The 23,443-nt window shown below is 35.2% G+C and carries 18 protein-coding genes; 13 read left to right on the top strand and 5 right to left on the bottom strand.

Features of this window, described 5'->3' with window-relative positions; all coding sequences use genetic code 11:
* Positions 1 to 19 precede the first annotated feature (19 nt).
* Genes AC4PG0_RS03140 through AC4PG0_RS03130 form a run of 3 tightly spaced genes read left to right on the top strand, consistent with a single transcriptional unit; the run spans position 20 to position 1,793 of the window.
* Entirely contained in the window at positions 20 to 970 is a 951-nt protein-coding gene (locus AC4PG0_RS03140; protein ID WP_492167443.1) for a Rossmann-fold NAD(P)-binding domain-containing protein, read from the top strand.
* Positions 970 to 1,242, top strand: a complete 273-nt coding sequence (locus AC4PG0_RS03135) for a UPF0223 family protein (RefSeq protein WP_003722685.1) — start codon at positions 970 to 972, stop codon at positions 1,240 to 1,242. The genes AC4PG0_RS03140 and AC4PG0_RS03135 overlap by 1 nt, the downstream gene beginning before the upstream one ends.
* Before the next feature lie 20 nt (positions 1,243 to 1,262).
* Positions 1,263 to 1,793 carry a DsbA family protein gene (locus AC4PG0_RS03130; RefSeq protein ID WP_003761610.1) on the top strand — a complete coding sequence of 177 codons (531 nt, stop codon included), beginning with the start codon at positions 1,263 to 1,265 and terminating at the stop codon, positions 1,791 to 1,793.
* Positions 1,794 to 1,843: 50 nt separating this feature from the next.
* Here AC4PG0_RS03130 and AC4PG0_RS03125 read toward each other — a convergent pair whose 3' ends face one another.
* Both AC4PG0_RS03125 and AC4PG0_RS03120 read right to left on the bottom strand, forming a co-directional pair.
* Entirely contained in the window at positions 1,844 to 2,788 is a 945-nt protein-coding gene (locus tag AC4PG0_RS03125; RefSeq protein ID WP_003736222.1) for a magnesium transporter CorA family protein, read from the bottom strand.
* A gap of 200 nt (positions 2,789 to 2,988) precedes the next feature.
* On the bottom strand, positions 2,989 to 3,603 hold the full coding sequence (locus tag AC4PG0_RS03120; protein WP_492167444.1) for a YktB family protein: 615 nt from the start codon (positions 3,601 to 3,603) through the stop codon (positions 2,989 to 2,991).
* 131 nt (positions 3,604 to 3,734) lie between these two features.
* Between AC4PG0_RS03120 and AC4PG0_RS03115 the strand changes: the two genes are divergently transcribed.
* Together AC4PG0_RS03115 and typA are read left to right on the top strand one after the other, a co-directional pair.
* Entirely contained in the window at positions 3,735 to 4,508 is a 774-nt protein-coding gene (locus AC4PG0_RS03115; protein ID WP_003771306.1) for an inositol monophosphatase family protein, read from the top strand.
* 191 nt (positions 4,509 to 4,699) lie between these two features.
* Complete coding sequence (gene typA, locus AC4PG0_RS03110) at positions 4,700 to 6,538, top strand: translational GTPase TypA (RefSeq protein WP_003771308.1); 1,839 nt, start codon at positions 4,700 to 4,702, stop codon at positions 6,536 to 6,538.
* 112 nt (positions 6,539 to 6,650) lie between these two features.
* Here typA and AC4PG0_RS03105 read toward each other — a convergent pair whose 3' ends face one another.
* Positions 6,651 to 8,471 (bottom strand): N-acetylmuramoyl-L-alanine amidase, encoded by a 1,821-nt coding sequence (locus AC4PG0_RS03105; protein WP_492167445.1) that lies wholly within the window; start codon positions 8,469 to 8,471, stop codon positions 6,651 to 6,653.
* A 187-nt stretch (positions 8,472 to 8,658) separates the two neighbouring features.
* Here AC4PG0_RS03105 and AC4PG0_RS03100 point away from each other — a divergent pair, with 187 nt between their 5' ends.
* The gene (locus AC4PG0_RS03100) at positions 8,659 to 9,516 is read left to right on the top strand and encodes a DUF5068 domain-containing protein (RefSeq protein ID WP_492167446.1); all 858 of its coding nucleotides are present in this window, start codon (positions 8,659 to 8,661) and stop codon (positions 9,514 to 9,516) included.
* A gap of 88 nt (positions 9,517 to 9,604) precedes the next feature.
* On the opposite strand, the gene AC4PG0_RS03095 is transcribed toward AC4PG0_RS03100, so the two are convergent.
* On the bottom strand, positions 9,605 to 9,835 hold the full coding sequence (locus tag AC4PG0_RS03095) for a YlaI family protein (protein WP_003761622.1): 231 nt from the start codon (positions 9,833 to 9,835) through the stop codon (positions 9,605 to 9,607).
* 205 nt (positions 9,836 to 10,040) lie between these two features.
* Here AC4PG0_RS03095 and AC4PG0_RS03090 point away from each other — a divergent pair, with 205 nt between their 5' ends.
* The 6 genes from AC4PG0_RS03090 to tagH all read left to right on the top strand — a co-directional run bounded on the left by AC4PG0_RS03090 (position 10,041) and on the right by tagH (position 18,566).
* Complete coding sequence (locus AC4PG0_RS03090) at positions 10,041 to 10,322, top strand: Fpa/YlaN family protein (protein ID WP_003761623.1); 282 nt, start codon at positions 10,041 to 10,043, stop codon at positions 10,320 to 10,322.
* A gap of 172 nt (positions 10,323 to 10,494) precedes the next feature.
* Complete coding sequence (locus AC4PG0_RS03085; RefSeq protein ID WP_280376734.1) at positions 10,495 to 11,697, top strand: FtsW/RodA/SpoVE family cell cycle protein; 1,203 nt, start codon at positions 10,495 to 10,497, stop codon at positions 11,695 to 11,697.
* A gap of 274 nt (positions 11,698 to 11,971) precedes the next feature.
* Positions 11,972 to 15,412, top strand: a complete 3,441-nt coding sequence (locus AC4PG0_RS03080; protein ID WP_003761630.1) for a pyruvate carboxylase — start codon at positions 11,972 to 11,974, stop codon at positions 15,410 to 15,412.
* Between the two features lie 152 nt (positions 15,413 to 15,564).
* On the top strand, positions 15,565 to 16,458 hold the full coding sequence (locus tag AC4PG0_RS03075; RefSeq protein WP_010990734.1) for an ABC transporter substrate-binding protein: 894 nt from the start codon (positions 15,565 to 15,567) through the stop codon (positions 16,456 to 16,458).
* 281 nt (positions 16,459 to 16,739) lie between these two features.
* Positions 16,740 to 17,543: an ABC transporter permease gene (locus AC4PG0_RS03070; protein WP_003766380.1), complete on the top strand. Its 804-nt coding sequence runs from the start codon at positions 16,740 to 16,742 to the stop codon at positions 17,541 to 17,543.
* A gap of 12 nt (positions 17,544 to 17,555) precedes the next feature.
* Positions 17,556 to 18,566: a teichoic acids export ABC transporter ATP-binding subunit TagH gene (tagH, locus tag AC4PG0_RS03065; RefSeq protein WP_003771319.1), complete on the top strand. Its 1,011-nt coding sequence runs from the start codon at positions 17,556 to 17,558 to the stop codon at positions 18,564 to 18,566.
* 42 nt (positions 18,567 to 18,608) lie between these two features.
* Here the strand turns inward: tagH and AC4PG0_RS03060 are convergent, their stop codons facing one another.
* Positions 18,609 to 20,639, bottom strand: a complete 2,031-nt coding sequence (locus tag AC4PG0_RS03060) for a DUF6270 domain-containing protein (RefSeq protein ID WP_003771322.1) — start codon at positions 20,637 to 20,639, stop codon at positions 18,609 to 18,611.
* 551 nt (positions 20,640 to 21,190) lie between these two features.
* On the opposite strand from AC4PG0_RS03060, the gene AC4PG0_RS03055 reads away from it, so the two are divergent.
* Entirely contained in the window at positions 21,191 to 23,419 is a 2,229-nt protein-coding gene (locus AC4PG0_RS03055; RefSeq protein WP_492167447.1) for an SH3 domain-containing protein, read from the top strand.
* Positions 23,420 to 23,443: the final 24 nt, after the last annotated feature.

Raw genomic sequence — 23,443 nt, 5'->3', positions numbered from 1 at the left:
TGATGAGGAGGAGACCCATATGCCATCTAAGAAGAAAAAGATTGTCGTTATCGGCAGAAGTAATCTACAAAATCTCTACATTCATACAATTCTTTTAAAAAAACTACCCGCCGAGATTTACTTAATAGATGAACAAGCTAAAACAAGTGTGCAAGACTTTGAATATGCGAGCTACTATCATTCTTCAGCAACCGTTAACACTGGAACCTTTAATGAATGTCGAAGTGCGGATCTCGTCCTTTTTTTTCAAGAAGAAATGTCAAATGAGTCTTTCTCAAATGAAGATAATTTAGCATTAATCAAAGAAAAAGTGAAGAAGATGATGGCGACTGGTTTTCAAGGAATAGTGTTAGTGGCGACTGCCGAAAGTAATATTGTTGCTTCCTTAATTAAACATTTTTCTGGCTTGCCGGCAAATCAAATTATTACACCTGGCACCATGCTAGCAACTTCTTATTTTCAAGTAGAAATTGCTAAGTTATTTAAAATCAGTCCTAAAAACGTGCATGGCTATATTATTGGAGAGAGTACTCAGGATGTCATTCCCGTTTGGAGTCGAGCATTCCTTGGTGGCAAACCGATTTTAAGTTATTTAGCCGAAGAACAAAAAAGAATCACATCGGATGATTTACAAAATTTAACAAACATGATTACAAAAATTCCTGATTTTCCTGTTGAAACTAAAGATAGCTGTAGCTTCCGCTTTAGTACTGTAACTGTGCTCGCTGAATTAACAGAAGTCATTTTACGAGATGAAGCAAGGGTGCTTACAGTAGGCGTAGAAGTGAAGGAAGCATATGGCTTAGAAAGTCCAGTTTTCGTTAGCGTACCAGCTGTTGTAGGCGCTGAGGGAGTAAGAGAATTACTGGAGTTAAATCTATCCGATGACGAACAAAAAGAATTAAAGCGAATTACAACAAAAACTACCGAGAAATTGGGGTTACTGCATAATAAGGGAGGAATTAGTTAATGGAATATAGTTATCCACTAAATCCAGACTGGACAACCGAAGAAATGACGATTGTTGTACAATTTTTAGAAGCTATCGAACGAGCATATGAAAAAGGTATTGATACACTTGAACTCAAAGAAAAATACCGAGCATTTAAACAAGTAGTACCTGCAAAAGGAGAAGAAAAACGGATTGGCATAGACTTTGAAAAAGCAAGTGGTTATTCGGCCTATAAAGTCATGCAACTCGTAAAAAACGCAACAACCAGCAAAATAAAAATGCAACCATAATTAAGAGGAGGAATTTTTTCATGGATATTAGTCAAATTAAAGCAGAAGTAGTAACACCAGAAACAGGAATACACGTAGGGGAAAAGGGAGCCCCAGTTAAAGTAATGACATTCATTAACCTACGTTGCCCATTTTGTCGTGAGTGGAATGAAAAATCTAAAGACGTCTTAACTGAATATATTCAAGCAGGAAAAATCGAATTAATCATTAAACCATTTGATAAAGAAAAAGAATCTTTACAACGCGGAAATGTAGCGCATCGTTACTTAGATTATTCTAAACCAGAAGAAACGCGTGAAACCATCAATAAAATCTATAGCACCCAAGATGAATGGGGTAGCCTAAGTCTTTCAGAAGTAGCTGATTATATGGAGTCTACACTAGGCCTAACAGAGCAAGACAACAAAGCTGCATCTGAAAAAATAATCGCTGAAGCAAACGCGGCAAATGTTGTTTTTGTACCGACTGTAATTGTTGGTGAACATATTTTTGATGAACACATTAGCCCTGAAGAGTTACGCGACTTACTTGACGGCGAATTAGCTAAGTAAAAAAACGAATGTATTGCCTAAATTGATAGGCAATACATTCGTTTTTTATTTTAAAAGAATTTCCTCCGCCAGAATACAATCGCAAGCGCTCCGGCAATCCCAAAAGCAAAACCAAGCGTTAATATCCAAGCTAAAGGTGTTTCCATAAACGGTAATTTCACGTTCATTCCATAAAAACTAAAAACCATCGTCGGAATCGTCAAAATGATAGTAAAAGAAGTGAGGAATTTCATCACGATATTCATATTGTTGGAGATAATTGAAGCATAAGCATCCATCATCCCACTTAAAATATTCGAGTGAACTTCCGCCATTTCGATTCCCTGACGATTTTCAATAATAACATCTTCTAGTAAGTCTTGATCTTCCTCGTACATTTTAACGATATTTTGACGCATCATTTTATCGAGTACGACTTTATTCGATTTAAGGGCTGTTACAAAGTAAACTAAACTTTTTTCAATTCCCATTAAATCATAAAGCTGTTTATTTTTCATAGATTCATGTAGTTCTTTTTCGATTTCATCTGTTTGGCGGTTCAAGCGTTTTAAGTGACGCAGGAACGTAGTTGAAATCATATATAGAATTTGTAAGGCAAATCGTGTTTTCATGTGCGTATAAAAGCCCTTAATACGGTTTCTAATAAATGATTGTACAATAGAAGAATCAATCGTACAAATTGTAATAAAATAATCCTTTGTAATAATAATCCCCATCGGAATCGTTTCAAATGAAGCGTAATGAATATCATCTTCATCAACTACTGGAAAGTCACAGACGATTAAAACGGAATCTGAATCATCATCGCGTTCAATACGAGCACTTTCATCTTTATCTAGTGGATCTTCTAAGAACTCCAAAGGGATTTCATAGTTATCGGCAATTTTATTAATTTCTTCTGAAGTAGGGGCAACGATATTAATCCAACAGTTGCGTGTCACTTCTTCTAATTCAATTAATTTGCCGTTTTCATCTGATTTGAAAATTTGATGCATGCTTTTTACCTCCTTTTTTAACAGGTAAATTTCACGCGGTTAGAGTATCGTTCCCGTGAAAAATCACCTGTATGAATACTTCGATGTGGACCAGGGTCACTTGCTGTTTGCTGCTCCTTTTTCACGTTCCTCAACTCCTTCAAACCATAGTAATTCACAACTCTACCATTATACCTAGATTATAGTCATTTGTACATCTTTTATTGAAGAGCAGCCTTATAAAGCGGAATAAGCTCATCAAGTACCATTTCAGCCTCTTTGATGAAGTCTTTTCCAGGGGATAAATGGTTATCGTCAGGTAGATAAATTTTTCCAACCAAAAATTCACCTTTTTTTACATCACGGAAACGTTTAAGCGTTGCGTCAAGTTGACCGCCGTGCACCGGGTATGTTTTCTCTTCCGTATGGTCTGGCGAAATCGCAAATGTATCAGGTAAATCAGCAAGTAGTTTCTTTTCTTTCAAAAAGCGATTGGCGATTTTTGAGCTTTCTTCATTTTCATAAATAAAAGCGAGCCAGATGAACAAATAATTATCAAAAAGTCCTACTTGAAAATGAGGGTGCTTTTTATAACCGCGTTTATCGTGGCAAATCGCAAGCCATGTGCTTTCAGGTGGGTTAACCGAACGTCTTTGGTGACGAGCAATATGTAAAAACATTTCATCGCCAAGTTTGGCACTTAAATAAGTAGTTAATTCTTCCCCAACTGCTTTAAATTTCGGCTGAATATCATTTTGAATTCCAGCCATACGTGCGTCTAGACCAGAAATTTGCATTGTTTTAAAATCTTTCTTACTAAATCCTTTAAAAGTCATCTGTTTTCCTCCTAATTTTGCATATAGTTTCATTATACGGAAGTTAAGTTCTAAGTGAAAGAATCTTGTTCTATTCAGATAATTCATTTTTGTGATAAAATAAACAAAACGAGTCTAAAAGAGGTGTTAGCATGGACAGCGAAAAAATAGATTATTTAGCAAGGTTATGGATTATGGAAGCAGCAGCAAAAATCAAACAATCTTTTAAAGAAACATTAGACATTGATATAAAGTCTGGCCGAAATGATTTAGTGACAAACATGGATAAAGAAACAGAAGCTTTTTTTGTCAAACAAATCAAAGACCATTTTCCAAACCATCGCTTATTTGGAGAAGAAGGTATGTCAGATGATGTGACCGATTTAAATGGAATTGTTTGGATTCTTGATCCAATCGACGGCACACTTAATTTTGTGGAGCAACAACGAGATTTTGCCATTTCACTTGCAATTTATCAAGATGGAGTAGGGCACTTGGCTTATATTTATGATGTTACTCGTGATGAACTATACTTCGCGGAAAAAGGAAAAGGCGCAACAGTAAATGGCAAACAAATTCCTAAAATCGATAAAGATATGGATTTGCAAGATGCACTACTAATTGCCAACCTAAGTGTGACAAGAAAATTTCCAACTATGTGGGAAGCCGTAAAAGTCTCAAGAGGGCTACGACTTCACGGAGCAGCTTCACTTGAATATATGGACGTTGCAACCGGGCGAGCAGGGGCATATCTTTCGGCTAATTTAGCTCCGTGGGATATTGCTGCTGGAAAAATTATCGTGGAAGAATTAGGGGGAATTGTCACCCGAATTGACGGCTCAAAAATCAATATGCTGGAAAAAGGAAGTTCCATCGTTGCAACACCAAAAATTCATCAAACCCTATTAGACAACTACCTGCCTTAAAGAAAGCGCTCAACATAAAAAAACTCATTTTCAGAAAATAAAAATAGTGCTAAATCCGCTTAGCTATGCTATAATAGGTAAGTTGATTTAAACGAGACGATAGCGACGGAGGAAAATAAATCTATTTTCCTCTTTCTTTTGGCTAATCTTCACGATAAATGTTTGGATTTTTAATTTAGGAGGAAACAAGATTGAATTTAAGAAACGATATTCGTAATGTAGCAATTATTGCCCACGTTGACCATGGTAAAACTACACTAGTAGACCAATTACTACGCCAATCAGGTACTTTCCGCGACAATGAAACAGTTGCAGAACGTGCAATGGACAACAATGATTTAGAAAGAGAACGCGGTATTACAATTTTAGCGAAAAATACAGCAATTAAGTATGAAGATACACGCGTAAACATCATGGATACACCTGGACACGCCGATTTCGGTGGAGAAGTAGAACGTATCATGAAAATGGTTGATGGTGTTCTTTTAGTAGTGGACGCGTATGAAGGTACTATGCCTCAAACACGTTTTGTACTAAAAAAAGCACTAGAACAAAACCTAACTCCAATCGTAGTAGTAAACAAAATTGACCGTGACTTTGCTCGCCCAGAAGAAGTTGTTGATGAAGTACTAGAATTATTCATCGAACTAGGTGCGAACGACGATCAATTAGAATTCCCAGTTGTTTATGCTTCTGCAATCAACGGAACTTCAAGCTTTGAATCCGACCCAGCAGAACAAAAAGAAACAATGAAACCACTTTTAGACACTATTATTGAACATATTCCAGCTCCAGTTGATAACAGCGACGAGCCATTACAATTCCAAGTTTCATTACTTGATTATAATGACTATGTTGGTCGTATTGGTATTGGCCGCGTTTTCCGTGGAACAATGCACGTAGGACAAACAGTTGCCTTAATTAAACTAGACGGCACAGTAAAACAATTCCGTGTAACGAAAATGTTCGGTTTCTTCGGACTAAAACGTGACGAAATTAAAGAAGCAAAAGCGGGTGACTTAGTAGCACTTGCAGGAATGGAAGACATCTTCGTTGGTGAAACAGTAACACCATTTGACCACCAAGAAGCACTTCCACTTTTACGTATTGATGAGCCAACCTTGCAAATGACTTTTGTAACAAATAACAGTCCTTTCGCAGGCCGTGAAGGTAAACACGTAACAAGCCGTAAAATTGAAGAACGCTTACTTGCAGAACTTCAAACGGATGTATCTTTACGCGTTGAACCAACAGCTTCTCCAGACGCATGGGTAGTATCTGGTCGTGGTGAGCTTCACTTGTCTATCTTAATTGAAACGATGCGTCGTGAAGGTTATGAGTTACAAGTTTCTAAACCAGAAGTAATCATCCGTGAAATCGATGGCGTGAAATGTGAACCAGTAGAAGACGTTCAAATTGATACTCCAGAAGAATTCATGGGTTCAGTTATTGAATCTATCAGCCAACGTAAAGGCGAAATGAAAAACATGATTAACGACGGCAACGGCCAAGTTCGTTTACAATTCATGGTTCCAGCTCGTGGATTAATTGGTTATACAACTGATTTCCTTTCAATGACACGTGGTTATGGTATTATCAACCATACATTCGATAGCTACCAACCAATCCAAAAAGGTCGCGTTGGTGGACGTAGCCGTGGTGTTCTTGTATCCATGGAAACAGGTAAATCTACTACTTACGGAACAATGCAAGTAGAAGATCGTGGTACTATTTTTGTAGAACCTGGAACTGATATTTACGAAGGTATGATCGTTGGAGAAAACAACCGTGAAGGCGATATCGCTGTAAACATTGTAAAAGCAAAACAAATGACTAACATTCGTTCTGCTAACAAAGACCAAACCAACGTTATCAAAAAACCTCGTCACTTATCATTAGAAGAATCATTAGAATTCCTAAACGAAGATGAATACTGTGAAGTTACACCAGAATCCATCCGTTTACGTAAAAAAATTCTAAACAAAAACGAACGTGAAAAAGCAGCAAAACGTTCAAAAACTGCTGAATAATATATACTGGCTGGTTGATAATTTAACGTTATCAACCAGTTTTTTTATGAATAAATTTAATAAAAAGAAGCTATAACCATTTATTGGTTATAGCTTCTTTTTTAGTTAATGTTTATTTTACGAAATACCCACGTTTCATCCAACCAGTTTTACCATTATACGTAATTTGATAGAAATCATTTGTAAGTGTTGTGTTATTCAGGGAGACTCTTGCTCCTTTAGGTATATTCACAACAACTGGGCTATCCCAAGTAGGGCTTTGACGTAAGTTTACAGCATCTTCTGCATAAAGTGTTTCTAAAACAGAAGTAGTGGAGAAGTAGTTTCGTTTCATCCAACCAACTTTTCCATTTGCAGTGACTTGGTAGAATCCATTAGTTAACGTTGTGTTATTAAGTTTAACTTGAGTATTTACAGGAAGTGTTGCAGAAACGGAACTGTCCCAATCTGGTTTTGAACGCAAATTAAGTTCAGAAGAAGCATAAAGCGTTTCTAGGACAGGTTTATTAGCGAAATACTCTTTCTTCATCCAGCCAACTTTTCCATTTACTGTAACTTGATAAAAGCCGTTTTTACCAGTTGTATTATTTAGAACACCTTTATCGCCTTCTTTAATCGTGAAAGCGATGGCGCTATCCCAACTAGCTTCTTTTCTTAAATTGATATCTGACATTGCATAAACGTCTTCTAATGTTGGTTTAGTTGCAAAATAAGATAATTTCATCCAGCCAACCATTCCATTATAATTAACTTTATAAAAACCATCAGTGTTTGTAGAATTATTAATTACAACTTTTGCGTTAGTTGGAAGTGTTCCTTTAATTGAACTATTCCAGGACGGTGAACTTCTTAAGTTTATCTCAGAAGCGGAATAATAAGTTTGGAGTACAGGATTTTTTGAGAAATATCCGATTTTCATCCAACCAGTTTTGCCACCATAATTAACTTTATAAAATCCATCTTGTGTCACTGAATTTTCATCGATAGTTACTTTTTCGCCTTCAGGAATGTTTATTAATATACTGCTTGACCAGTCTGCAGTAGTTCTAAGACTAATAGCAGAATTAGCATAATACGTTTTTAAAGCTGGAACAGTTAGTTCATTATATTTGTAATTAACTAAATCGAAAAATTCGTTAAAGGTATATCCCCATTTAGCAAAATAAGAAACGGGATCACCATGCGTTGTTCCGCCTAAAAAGCGAGTTACAGCATCATGGGACCACACAGTACCAACACCTGTATTATGGGCATTTACTGGTTTTAAACCGTATTGTTTTAAATTATAAGCAACATAGTATGCATCGTTGTTTATTGATTTATAAAATTTTTCTTTTGTTTTTTCGCGAACTAATTCAGATTGAATAAAATAAGGATTGGCCTTTGAACCAGCTCCCCAAACCGCATATTCGGTTGGATGGATTTGGATAATGCGACTACTGTCGACAAATGTATGAACAAATGCGTTGCGCCAATTATTTGTCATATAATTAATTTCACCTGTAATTGTCGAATTATCGTTTGCTGTTTCGTGGACTACAAAACCTCTTGGCTTGCCATAACCATCTTTATAAACAAATCTATCAAAGTTCTTTATCTGCTGCTCAATAACCGGATTGGTATATTTTTGATTAATAATGTATTGATTAGCGGAAGAAAGGCCTTGCAAGCTAGAAAAAAGGCGAGCGTTTGTTTTAGCTTGTACGCCTGAATTCACTTCTTCAGTTGGTTTTGCTTTTGCCTCTTCTTTGTCTGCTTCACTCTGTTCCTTTGGAGTGTAAATGGATTCATTTGTATCATCATTTAGAATTGTTTCAGCATCTATAGGAGAGTTGGTAGTAGAATCTTCAGCCGATGCATATGATGGTAATGAGAAAGTTGTTAGGAGTGTCAAACCTAAAATAATAACGATACTTTTTCTTTTAATATTCAATACAAAAATCCCTTCTAAAATTTAATTATACATTAAAGAATATCTGATTTTATTACAAAAGTATAGTCTATGTAGTAAACTGTAAACAAAACGATATAAAATTAAGTCGTTTTTCCTAGACAAGACCGCCAAAAGTAATAGATAATGGTAGTAGGAATAAAATAAAGAGTTGTTAGGAGTGATTCAGGTGAAAAAGTTAAGTCTTGTTCTTCTTATTTTGGGAATAAGTTTATTGACGGCTTGTGGAGGCGGGAATGAAGATAACGCTGATAAAAAAGAGCAAAAAGAAACTTCCAAAAATACAGAAGTAGAAAAAAATAATGCAAAAAAACCTAACAGCAAAGAAAACACAGATAAAAGTACTGAAAAAGCACAAGAAAAAACAGAAGATACACCTGAAAAGAATGAAGCATCTATAAAGAATGAACAACCTAATAAGGAAGAAACAACACAAAAAGCAGAAACTAATACAGAAAAAAAGGCAGTACCAGCAGCTAGCTCTATTTCGCTAACTACATTTAATCAATCGACTACACTTCCAATTACGGGAGGTAATGTTACGACAGTTTATAATAGTACAAGTCCAAAAATGTTTTTCTTCGGACCACTTAATATAACTATTAGCAAGTACAAAGTGGAAAGTGTTGTTGGCTCTGATAAACAAATTGACGCCTATTCACCAGAATCTTATTTAGGTAGACGTGATGGATATGTGGTTACACTAGATGTTATTATACAAAATACAACTAACACCACCATCAGTTATAAAGCGGATCATATCTCATTAAATGGAAAAGGCATTTCAAAAGGTGGGAGCCTAGAGAATTTTATACCAGTTGATAAACAATTAAACCATACTAGCGTGGTATTCCCGGGAATGACGAAACAAGAAGGTTATGTCACTTATATGTTAAATAATGAAGATTACGCAAAATTAAAGCAGGGTACAACAATAACTGCCAACAATCCGAATGATTTTAATTCACCAGCTGTTAAAGGAACAACCAAGGGGAATATTACTGTAAACTTTCCTATTAGCAAATAGATAATGTCTGATTTATAAAACAGAAAAAATACACCTTCTAAATGGAAGGTGTATTTTATTTTAAAGATACTTATTAAGTTAGTAGTTTTTATTTCTCTGTACTTTCTATTAAATTCTTTAACTCACTATTCGACATTACAACTGGTTTATGGAAATTAAAATGACCAGAATTCACGCGACTGATAGTTTTAATAGCTACACGATGTTCACATTCAGGACATAAATACATTCTAATTGGTTTATTACGTAATTGCTTTGTTTTAAATTCACGATTGTCTAGTTCGTCTACACGCTCGCATAAGATACATTTTGCATTCAATTTATCTTCACCTCACACAAGTATTATAGCACGATTATAGAAAAAGGCGAGTAAAAGCGGATTTTTCAAAAAATTTTAGTCTATTCTTGCTTGCGTGGCTTTTAATTTGTGATATACTAGACTTATCTAGTATTAAATTTTACTTAAGGGTTCTCTTAAGATGAAAATAAAGCGCTTATTATAGCGGATGATAGGGGGTTCTGTGATGGCAAATAAAAAGATAGATCACAGAGAAGAGGCAATTGAGCTTTTAAAACAAGACGCAAAACGAATCTTACAGTTGATTAAAGTTCAAATGGATAATTTAACATTACCGCAATGTCCAGCATATGAAGAAGTTCTTGATACACAGATGTATGGCTTATCCCGTGAAATTAATTTTGCAACCCGCCTAGGACTAATTGAACCGGAAGAAGGAAAAAAATTAATTTCCACACTAGAGAAAGAATTATCCGCGCTACATGAACTTTCCATGAGCAAAAAATAATGATTTAATTGAAAAGATGTCTGATTCTTTCTGACATCTTTTTTTGTTTGGCAGGAAAAATGAGCCAAAAGAAGGAGGCAATTCTTCTTTTCATTTGAAGGCTTTTTCCTTTATAATAGAAAGAATAGAATACAAGATGGGATAGTAACTTCTCAGGGATTGGAAGATGCCAATGTTAAAACGAATTTTAAAATCATATGATTATGCATTTATTGCTGTTTTTATAGTGCTTTGTTTATTTGGAATTATAATGATTTATAGTGCAAGCTGGTCTCTAGCTATTGGTAAAGATTTACCTGCTGACTACTATTATGCACGCCAAGTAAAAAACTTTATAATTAGTTTTATTTTCTTTGTTCTTTTTGCGCTTATCCCTTTTAAGTTTTATCAAAACAATAAAGTTCTTATGTTAATTGTATTTGGCTCAATCGGTGTTTTGTTACTGATTTTCTTAGTTGGGAAGACGGTGAATAATGCGAATAGTTGGCTAGTAGTCGGACCGCGTTCACTTCAACCCGGGGAATTTGCAAAATTAGCTGTCATTATTTATATGTCTGCAATTTATGCGAAAAAGCAAAGTTATATTGATGACTTTAACCGCGGTGTTTTGCCACCAATATTCTTCCTTGCTTTTGTTTGTTTCTTGATTGCGATTCAACCGGATACAGGTACTGCGTTTATTATTTTCCTTGTTGGCTGTTGTATTATTATTGCTTCTGGGATGAGACTTCGAACAATTATGAAACTAATTGGAATTGGAGTCGGGGTCATTGTCGCCCTTACACTAATTTTGTTCGCTTTACCAGATAAAGTCAGAATGGAAATCGTATCACCAACAAAAGTAGCGCGGATTACGACCTTTATGAATCCGTTTGAATACGCAGATAAAGAAGGACATCAACTAATTAATTCCTTTTATGCAATAGGTTCAGGTGGTGTTTCTGGGCAAGGTCTCGGCGAAAGTGTTCAGAAGCTAGGCTATTTACCTGAAGCGCATACCGATTTTATTATTGCTGTAGTTGCAGAAGAATTAGGTGTGTTTGGCGTAATGTTCATTATTTTAGCGCTGTTTTTCATTATTTTTAAAACGATTTCTACCGGACTCAGGGCGAAAGATCCTTTTGCTTCATTAATGTGCTACGGGATTGCAAGTTTGATTGCTATTCAAGCATTTATTAATTTAGGCGGTGCAAGTGGACTTATCCCGCTAACTGGGGTAACACTTCCATTTATCAGTTACGGTGGTTCTTCATTAATGGTTCTTTCCATGATGCTTGGAATTGTAGCAAATATTTCGATGTTTAATAAATATCACCGTTTGTATAGTGCAGATGGTTCTAAAAAAGAAGTTCCCAAAAAGCAAAAAAGACGATAGATTTCAAAAGAAAAAGTCATTTAATTGGCTTTTTCTTTTTTCGTTTTACCGCATGTTATTGGCGGTTTATAGCCAGTTTATTCGTGTTTTCGATATTGTTTTAAATATTTAGAAAGAAAATAATTTACATCTGATGGCATTTAATACTATAATTGAAGTTATATACCGTTTTACAGCCTAAAAAAGGGAGAGCTTAAAAGTATACATAATCATTTCGTCCATTTAGGCATCGTATCAAGTATAGAACAGATCAGTGTTGGTTAGGAGGAAAAAAATGAATCGAATTAAAAAAGTATTAGTAGCAAACCGTGGAGAAATTGCTATCCGCGTTATGCGTGCATGTACTGAACTCAAAATCAAAACAGTGGCTATTTATTCACAAGAAGATACTGGAAGTTTTCACCGGTATAAATCAGATGAAGCCTATCTGGTTGGAGCAGGGAAAAAGCCTATTGATGCGTATCTAGATATCGAAAACATCATTGAAATTGCTAAAGAATCTGGTGCAGACGCGATTCATCCGGGATATGGTTTCTTGTCCGAAAACATTGAATTTGCTCGTCGTTGTGAGCAAGAAGGCATTATTTTCGTTGGTCCTAAATCAAAACACCTAGATATGTTTGGCGACAAAATTAAAGCAAAAGAACAAGCTTTATTAGCTGATATTCCAGTAATTCCAGGCAGTGATGGTCCGGTAGCTGGTATTAAAGAAGTAGAAGAATTCGGTGAAAAGAACGGCTATCCTTTAATGATTAAAGCTTCCCTTGGAGGCGGCGGTCGTGGTATGCGTGTCGTAGAATCAAAAGAACATGTGAAAGAAAGTTTTGAACGTGCGTCTTCTGAAGCAAAAGCCGCTTTCGGAAACGATGAAGTATACGTAGAAAAATGTGTTATGAATCCAAAACATATTGAAGTACAAATTCTTGGTGACACTCACGGTAATATCGTTCATTTATTTGAGCGTGATTGTTCTATTCAACGCCGTCACCAAAAAGTAGTGGAAGTTGCTCCGTGTAATGCGATTACTTCTGAACTTCGTAACCGTATTTGTGATGCAGCAGTTAAATTAATGAAAAACGTTGATTATATCAATGCGGGAACAGTAGAATTTTTAGTTGAAGGCGATAATTTTTACTTTATTGAAGTAAATCCTCGTGTGCAAGTAGAGCATACAATTACTGAAATGATTACAGGGATTGATATTGTTCAATCTCAACTATTCATTGCAGATGGTTATGCGCTTCACGATCAGCTAGTGGCTATTCCTAAACAAGAAGACATCCATATTCACGGCTCTGCAATTCAAAGCCGTATTACTACTGAAGATCCACTTAATAACTTTATGCCAGATACTGGTCGAGTAGACACATACCGTTCTACAGGTGGATTTGGTGTTCGTTTAGATGCAGGTAATGGTTTCCAAGGAACAGTAGTAACACCGTTTTATGATTCTTTACTTGTAAAATTATGTACTTGGGGTATGACATTTGAGCAAGCAACGCGCAAAATGCGTCGTAACTTAATTGAATTCCGTATCCGCGGTGTGAAAACAAACATTCCTTTCTTATTAAATGTTGTTCGTCATCCGGATTTTGCAAGTGGTAATTATAATACAAGCTTTATCGATACTACGCCTGAACTATTTAAATTCCCACATATTCGCGACCGTGGTACGAAAACGTTGCGCTATATTGGTAATGTAACAGTAAATGGCTTCCCAGGAATTAAGCACCGTGACAAACCTGTATACGCAGAGCCACGTTTGCCTAAAATTCCTTATGGTTCGCAAATCGCACCGGGAACTAAACAAATTTTGGATGCAAAAGGACCAGAAGGCGTTGTAGACTGGGTGAAAAAACAAGAAGAAGTGCTCTTAACAGACACTACACTTCGGGATGCGCACCAATCTTTACTTGCGACACGTGTTCGCTCGAAAGACATTTTCCAAATAGCAGATGCGATGGCTCATTTATTACCAAATATGTTCTCATTTGAAATGTGGGGCGGGGCAACTTTTGATGTAGCTTATCGCTTCCTAAATGAAGATCCTTGGGTGCGCCTAGAAACACTTAGAAAACAAATTCCAAATGTAATGTTCCAAATGCTACTTCGCGGAGCCAATGCTGTCGGATACAAAAACTATCCAGACAATGTTATTCGCGAATTCGTTAAGCAATCAGCGCAATCCGGTGTCGATGTATTCCGGGTGTTTGATAGCTTAAACTGGATCAAAGGTATGGAAGTGTCAATTGATGCTGTTCGTGAAGCAGGGAAGGTCGTAGAGGCTACTATCTGCTATACAGGAGACATTGATGATGACACAAGAACGAAATACACGATTGACTACTATAAAGATATGGCGAAAGAGCTCGTTGCTCAAGGTACGCATATTTTAGGAATTAAAGATATGGCTGGACTTTTAAAACCACAAGCGGCTTACCGTTTAATTGGGGAATTAAAAGATACAGTAGATGTTCCGATTCACCTTCATACACATGACACAAGCGGTAATGGTATTTATACGTATGCAGCGGCAGTTAGTGCAGGAGTTGACATTGTTGACGTAGCATCAAGTGCGATGAGTGGAGCGACAAGCCAACCAAGTATGACTGGTCTTTATTACGGATTAGTTAATGGTAATCGTCAAACCAACCTAGACGCACAAAACTCCCAAATTATTAATCATTACTGGGAAGATGTTCGTCATTATTATAAAGACTTTGACAACGCACTTAACTCGCCTCAAACAGAAGTATATATCCATGAAATGCCAGGTGGTCAATATACCAACCTTCAACAACAAGCAATTGCTGTTGGACTTGGCGATCGTTGGGATGAAGTAAAAGAAATGTACACTGTTGTAAACCAAATGTTTGGAGACATCGTTAAAGTTACACCATCTTCTAAAGTTGTTGGGGACTTGGCACTATTTATGGTTCAAAACGAACTTACAGAAGAAGATGTCTATGAAAAAGGCGATACTATCGACTTCCCAGATTCCGTTATCGAATTCTTTATGGGCGAAATTGGCCAACCATATGGCGGTTTCCCAGAAAAACTTCAAAAACTAGTACTCAAAGGACGCACACCACTTGCAGATCGTCCAGGAGCTCTAATGGAGCCAGTTAACTTTGCAGATGTCAAAGCTGAACTAAAAGAGAAAATGGGCTATGAACCATCTGAAAAAGATGTCATTTCCTATATCTTATATCCAAAAGTATTCCTAGATTATCAAGAGATGATTAGTAAATATGGTGATGTAACAGTCCTTGATACACCAACATTTTACAAAGGTATGCGCTTAGGTGAAACGATTGAAGTAGAACTTGAAAAAGGAAAAATTCTCCTAATCAAGCTTAATTCGATAGGTGAACCAATTGCGGATGGAACACGTGTCATTTATTTCGAACTAAATGGTCAACCACGTGAAATCAACATCCAAGATATGAATGTTCAATCAACAGTTATTGCCCGCCGTAAAATTGATACAACAAACCCAGAACATGTTGGAGCTACAATGACAGGTTCCGTTATTCAAGTTGTTGTGAAAAAAGGCGACTCTGTGAAAAAAGGTGATCCATTATTAATCACAGAAGCAATGAAAATGGAAACAACCATTCAAGCGCCATTCGATGGAGAAGTTAGTAGCATTTATGTTTCTGACGGCGACACTATCGAATCTGGTGATCTATTAATTGAAGTAAACAGAAAATAAAAAAACATAAACGATTAACGGGTGGGAATATAACGCTAATTTAAAGTAGCAAACTTTAAATATCGATATTTTAAACGTAGTAAACAGACGTTTTTTCGAATCAATAGCGCTATATTTCGCACCCGTTTTTTCTGAAAAAGGAGAACTTACATATGAAATGGTTTAAAGGAATTGCCGTAGCATTATTACTTGTGATTTTAACTGCATGCGGGAATACTGAAACAAAAGCGCCAACAGAAAAAACAAAGAAAATTGAAGTGAAAGATGCAACAGAGCAAAAAATCACTTTAAAAGAAGCACCAACAAAAATTGTTTCATTAATACCGAGTAACACTGAAATTTTATTTGCGCTCGATTTGGGAGATAAAGTAAAAGGTGTTTCGGCTTACGATGACTATCCTAAAGAAGCTCAAAAAATCGAAAAAGTCACTTCAACTACTGTAGACACTGAAAAAATTATCGCACTTAAACCAGATTTAGTACTTGGTCATGAGTCTATGCTTGCCACTGAAAAAGACGCTTATCAATTACTCAAAGATGCAGGAATTAATGTGTTTGTCGTGCCAGATGCAACTAATTTAAAAGAAGTTGAAAATTCCATTGAAACAATTGGTAAATTAACTGGAAAAGAGCAAAAAGCAAAAGACGTAACTGCCTCGATGGAGAAACAAAAAGCCGCAGTTGAAAAGAAAGTCAAAGAGCTGAAAACATCTCCAAAAGTGTGGATTGAAATTAGCCCAGACTTATATACAGCAGGCAAAGGAACGTTTATGAATGAAATGCTTGAACTTGCTGGTGGTACAAATATCGTTACCGAAACTGGTTTTATTCCATACAATGAAGAAAAAGTTGTAGAATTAAAACCGGATATTATTTTATCCGTTTATCCAGATGCAAAAGCAACTATTTTAAAACGCGCTGCATGGAAAGACCTTCCAGCTGTTAAAAATGAACAGATTTTTGAAATGGATGCGAATAAATTAAGTCGTCCAGGTCCAAGATTATTAGAAGGTGCAGCAGATATTCAAGCAGTTTTTGAAAACTAATTCTTTGATAATGACAGATGAAGCTTTACAAAAAACGACTTTTAAGGTAATTTAACATAGGGTGGATTTTTTGCTAAAGCTTATTAGTAAAGTGATTCACCTAATAAAGAAAGCAATTTACACTTAGAAGATCATGCATAAACAGCAAGAATACGGCAACTTAGACGACAAATAATACAAACAAGGTGTACTTGGTTTTAAGTGGAGGAGTTGCCTATAAGTAAATAGTGAGCTGAATCTGGTTTTTAAAACCATATTATTTTTCGGGAAGAAGTGTTTTTGTGAAACAAGTTATGGAAGTTATTAAAGAACAAATTAAAAATTTACCAATGATATTTCGCATTGCGCGCTATGAAGATAAGGCTACATATCAAAGTCATTATCTCGGGCTAGCTTGGCAGATTTTAAACCCATTAATCCAAATAGCTATTTATTATTTCGTGTTTGGATTCGCAATGAATGCAAAATCTGGTTCTGGAGCAAGTTACATTGAATGGATGCTTGCAGGTATTATACCTTGGTTCTTCATTAGTGCAGTAATTTTACAAGGTGCGAATAGTATTTACAATAAAATAAATATGGTTTCAAAAATGAATTTTCCAATGAGTATCCTACCGAATATAACGATTGTTTCTAATCTAACTAGTTATTTTACGATGATGCTGATTTTATTAGGATTGTTTGCAATTAATGGAACACCTATTACCATTTTTTGGGGACAATATTTGTATTATTTTGTAGCGATGATTGCTTTTCTGTATAGTGTTACATTATTTAATGCAACGATTAGTGTATTAGTAAGAGACTATTATATTATGTTGCAATCGGTTATGCGTGTACTTTTTTACATGTCTGGTATTGTTTGGAATTTAGAGACAATGTTACCGCAGTGGTTGGTAAATGTCTTAAAACTAAATCCGATTTATTATGTTGTTAATGGATTTAGAGAAACATTCTTAATGCACCGTGGATTTTGGGAATCTCCATCATACACGATGTATTTCTGGTTAATCACTCTGACATTGTTATTTGTCGGCGCGACACTACACATGAAATTCCGCGAACGCTTCGTGGATTATTTATAGGAGGTTAGACAGATGGATAAAAAAATTAAAGTTGCATTTAAACATGTGTCGAAAGAATATGACCTCTATCAAAATAAATCAGATAAGATTAAAGGCTTGTTCATGCCGAAAAGTCAAAAAATGCAATCCTTTTGGGCTTTACGAGACGTTTCTTTTGATATTCATGATGGTGAAACAGTTGGTTTAATCGGGATTAATGGTTCCGGTAAGTCGACTATTTCTAGTATTATGTCAGGTGTTATCCCGCCAACACAAGGCGAAGTTGTTATTAACGGGGAAACTTCATTAATTGCCATTGCGGTGGGGCTAAAAGGCCCGCTGACCGGTTATGAGAACATCCGCTTAAAATTACTTATGCATGGTATGAAAAGTTCTCAAATTAACAAACTAATGCCTAGTATTATTGAATTTGCTGATATTGGCGATTTCATTAACCAACCAATTAAAAACTATTCGAGTGGTATGCGTTCACGTCTAGGTTTTGCAATTTCCGTGCATACTAACCCTGATATTTTGGTTATTGATGAAGCTTTATCAGTAGGGGACCAAACTTTTTATGAAAAATGTGTTAATAAAATAAATGAATTTAAAGCACGTGGAAAAACTATCGTCTTTGTCAGTCACTCACTTGGACAAGTTAAAAGTTTGTGTGACAGAATCATCTGGATGCATCACGGTGAAATTCGTGAAATGGGCGAGGCGAAAGAAGTTGCTCAAAAATATGATGAATTTGTAAAATGGTTTAATAAACAACCAAATGATTACAAGAAAAAATATCAAAAAGAACATAAAGAACATCAAAAAGCTCCACAGAAAAAGGTTTATCCTAATCCAAATGCAGATAAATATCGCTTAACACTATTTGATAAATGCTTCTTAACAGTGTTAATCGTGCTTACTGTATTGTTTGCTTCACTCGTTGCAACTGGTAAATCATTTAAAGGATTGATTAGTGAAGGATCACCTCATCAAGAAGAGCAAGTCGTTCAAATCGATAACAAGCATATTGAGACCAAATTATAAAAAAATCCCCGCTTACTTCTATAGTAAGCGGGGATTTTTTAATTAATTATCTAACTTTCTTTTTTCGCGTTCAGTAATATAAATCATTTCACGCATGAAATCTTTGTAGTAACCAGATTCATAGTGAGAGAATGAGTGACCAAATGGATAATAGTAATCTCCTATATACGGTTTTTTAGTAAAGTCGATTACTTGAGCAGTAGGGACTTTAGATAGGAAATAATTATTTAGTCGATCCCAGAAATAATTATTGCGCTCGATACGCATTTTAATTTTATATTCTTGAATCGCGCCATTCTTATCATAATACTTCGTTGTAAAGCCACCTTTGTTTAAAATGATTCTTTCAGCTGGCATTACAGTTAATAATTTTTCAATAAATTTATCTGCATAACTTGTCCATTCTTGGAAAAAGGCATCGTTATTAGAATGGTCGAGTAGACGCTTGATTGGTAAATCATTAAGGATACCTGATTGCTCACTTATATATGATAAGCTAAGGATTTCTCCACTTTCCAACCAAATTGGACCACGTAAAACATCAGCATACAAATCTAATAGTAGATAATCAGAGTTGGAATTCTCTAGTTTTTCAAAGAAGCCTTTATCAAAATCAGCTTGAAGTGTTCTTCTCTCATTATCTGTCATATTACCGTAGTCATCAATATTTACTCCCGTGTAAGGTTTGGATAAAACACTAAAAAGAGAAGTATGAGACTGGGTAAACGTAACTTCAAAAAAGCGTTTATAATCTGGATTGAAAAAGGGTTTAGAATTAAAAGCATTTCTACTAAAACAAGATCCCATTACAGCTATTTTTAGCGTGTTGGCATTTGATTCAGGAGCAGGATTAGTATTGATTGAAAGGTTTTTTGCTCCGTTTTTAATGATTCTAGCTAGGAATGGATGATTAGCTACTTTATGGAATTTATTTTTCGATAAATCAATTGTGTCAGGAATGAAAATTGGTAAATCAGGTTGATCGTTGGAGCGGATAAAGAAGTCCCAGATTGCATTTTCTTTATTGACATTACCGGATAAAAATTCTTGTCTAGAAATAGTTGTACCTGTTTTCATTAAGCCTTTTTTTATAGGATAAACTTGCTCTATATAGTATTCAAAGAGAGCTGCCTTATAATCTCTTCTTTTAATAACTAATTTGCTATCAGTGAAGCTTTTAGGAATCGAAAACTGAAGATCAATTTTATTATCATCTTCTTGGAAAGCTGTAAGGCTAACTATTTCTTGATAATTTTTTCTAAAGTAGAAAGACAAACGATTAGATCCGGTCACATAAGTAGTTATTTTGCTGTGTTTCGGTTGACTAAGCTCTACTTCTCTTGGAATAATGTTTTTGATAGAAGTATCGATATTTAAGAAAAAATCATGTTGTTTATTTATAGAAAGCGAATTTAGTCGAATGAAAGTATCGACAACATTGTTTGAGTCAACGAGTAGATTAGATGAAAGTGCTTGCAATTTCACTTGGAAATTTAGAGAATCAGTTTTTAACGTGCCAATTGGGAAAGCTTCTTCTTGTTCATGGAACAGGTAAAGAGCTGAATAGGGACGACGTTTGATAACTAATTCTGCTCTGTATGTATCCGGTTCAATTGGTATATTTAATTTAATTGCTCCAGATAAAGTATCAGGTGTTATAGCAAAATCTGTGAGTGTAGCTGTAATATCTTTCGGTTTACTAAACAAGGTAACTAGACCTTCTGGAAATTCAAATAGATATTGATAGAAAGCATTTTTTGGTGCTATTTCTTTATTTGTAACTGGTCCATCAGATTCAAGTGGATATTTTTTGCCACCGCTGACTATCCGGAAATTCCACGGTGTTTTATTACTTGTAATAGAATTTTCTGCTATTTCGGACATTGGGATAGTGGCAGTAAATGTATTTCCGTTTGTTTCAAAAGATAGATTTACTTTCTTTTCAGGGCGAAGGAATTCGAACATTTCTGTGTAGTGTGCTTGTATTTCATCGATTTTAAGAGAGCACGTTCCAGAAATAGTCCATGTTTGAGTCTCTTGGTGGAATTCAATATTAGTTAAATAGGGTTTCATATAGTTCCATTCTCCTTGCAAGTATTTAGTATCATATTATTACATTTTAGCATAAAAATTTAATTACCACCAAAAAATCAAATGAAAAATTTTTACGGTTAGTAGTTAAATAAAAATATTACATTTTTTAGTGAGACATGCTTCAAATTATGGAAAAAGCTAGATGGGAGGCTAGTGAATTTATATGGAAGCTATTATTTCTCAAGCTAGTCAATAGGCATAAAGTCCTTTTCACGCATATTTAATAAGTTTTTGTAACAAAGATGTAACGCATAAAGGGCTAAAATTTGGTAGAATATAGACTAGTATTAAATTAAAAGGGAGGGCAAGGAAACAAGGGGATCATTAAAAAAAGACAATTTTTAAGGAACCACTGAACAAGTTGTCTAAATTTAAAATCGATCTTCATGCATGATTTAGACTAATACTACAATAATAGATTGGTTTTAAAGATATTAAATAATTTTATGCTACCTGATAAAGGATAGTATACGAAAGAGTGGTTGATTAGAATAAAAATAAAAAAGTTAATTTGTAAGTTGTTACTTATTATGCTTTTAGGTACGGTACTTTTTCCCACTGTAAAAGCATACGCAGCCTCAGAATCCTTATATTATTATGCAATTAATGATATAAATTTACGCTCTCAAAGGGACTTTTCAAGTAGCGTAGTTACAACTATACCTAAAAATGAAGAAGTGAAAGTAAAACCTAGCTCTGAAGATAATGATGGTTGGGTTGAAATTTCTTATAAAAGTCATACTGGCTACATGAAAATTAATTATTTAACCATGTTAAATCCATTAAGAAGCTACGGGGAATATTATGCTCCAAGTATAATAAACCTTCGCGCAGACCGGAATTTTGATTCTGCCATTCTCCTTGCTATTCCTACGAATGAAAAGTTTTATGTGGAAGATAATTCCAAAGATAGCGATGGATGGGTGCGTATTGTTTATGAAGGGCATGTCGGTTATATGAAAGAAGGCTATCTTTCTGTAACTAATCCGACATTGGATTATATTAAGTATTATGCTCCAGGTGCAATCAATGTGAGAGAATCGCGCACGTTTGATTCTTCTGTAGTAACAACAATTCCTGTAAATCAACAGTTTTATATGGAACAAGGCTCCGTTGATTCAAGTGGTTGGGCAAAGATTTTGTATCAAGGTAAAGTTGGATATATGAAGACGAACTATTTTTCTCTAACTGATCCAACAAAAACATATGGTACTTACTATGCACCAAATCTTGTCAATCTTCGTGCCGGTAGAAGTTTTGATACAGCTATAGTAACTTCCATTCCTCAGAACCAAGAAATGTATGTAGAAGATGGTTCGATGGATAATAACGGTTGGGTAAAAATTATCACAAATACTGGTGAAACTGGATTTATGAGAGAGTCATATTTATCTACTTATGATCCAACAAAAATCTATTTTGAAAACTATGCGATTAGTGATTTAAACATCCGTAGCAGCCGTAGTTACGATTCTGAGATAATTGTTCAAGCGCCTAAAAACGCTAAAGTTTATGTAGAACAGAATTCGACTGATGCAAACGGTTGGATGAAGGTAGCTTATAAAGGTAGAATTGGTTACATGAAATCTGCCTATATTACTGCTAAAACTCCAAATGCCAAATATAGTGTGAAATATGCTACTGGAAATATAAACTTAAGACAAGCACGGACGTATGATAGTACAACTGTTACCGTGATTCCAGAAAGCGCTAAAGTAGAGATGGAAGTAGGTAGCGTTGATAATAATAATTGGGCTAAATTTGTTTATGGTAACTCAGTTGGGTACATGAACATCGGATACTTTAGTGATACGCCATATCAACCAATTAAAAAGACATACAAACAAACGAACTATCCTATTACATTTGCAACTGCTTTGTCGAAAATCATGGCAGATGTTCCGCAAACCGATAAAAAGCCAGCTAACTCTTATATCAATGTAGAAGCAATTAAAACTACAGGTTCAAATAAAGGCGTTGCTATCAATGCTTCTGGGCAAGTTAGAAGCACTGCAAGTAAAACTGGTTTTGTACAAGGGAAGCTGAAAAGTGGAGAAGAAATTACTATTTTAAATACTGTAACAGCATCAGATGGAAGCAAGTGGTATAATTTTAAATTTAACCGTCAATGGGTTAATGCCACACAAGCTGATACTTCTTATTATTTAAATCCAAGTAATTTTGAAAAAGATACTGCGGCATATTTACAATTCCTAGTGCTGTCTAAACCAGCTAATGTGGATATAAATGAAGTGAATAAAAATATTCTCGCTGGAAAAGGAATATTAGCAAATAAAGCAAGTAGCTTCAATAAAGCAGCACAAACTTCCAATATTAATGAGATTTATTTAATATCCCACTCTATCTTGGAAACTGGTAATGGTTCATCTAAGCTTGCTAATGGGATTACTGTTAGTGTTGTAGGTGGTAAGCCTGTTACACCGAAAAAAGTTTATAATATGTACGGGATTGGTGCTATTGATAGCGATCCTTTACGTGGCGGTTCTGAATACGCTTATAAACAAGGTTGGGATACTCCTGAAAAAGCTATCATCGGTGGTGCTGATTTTGTTGCAAAAAATTACATTGCCAAAGGTCAAGATACACTTTACAAAATGAGATATAATCCTGCTAACCCTGGAACTCACATGTATGCAACAGATATTGGCTGGGCATATAAACAAACTACAGGTATGCAAAAACTATATAATCAGTTATCAAATTACAGACAAGACTTTGATGTACCAAAATATAAGTAAATAAAATTAAAGCGAGCCTTTACG

The sequence above is a fragment of the Listeria sp. MAN/IMW/UF464 genome (assembly GCF_058683955.1).
The sequence above is the reverse complement of the archived record's forward strand: the minus strand, read 5'-3'. Positions and strand labels throughout refer to the sequence as shown.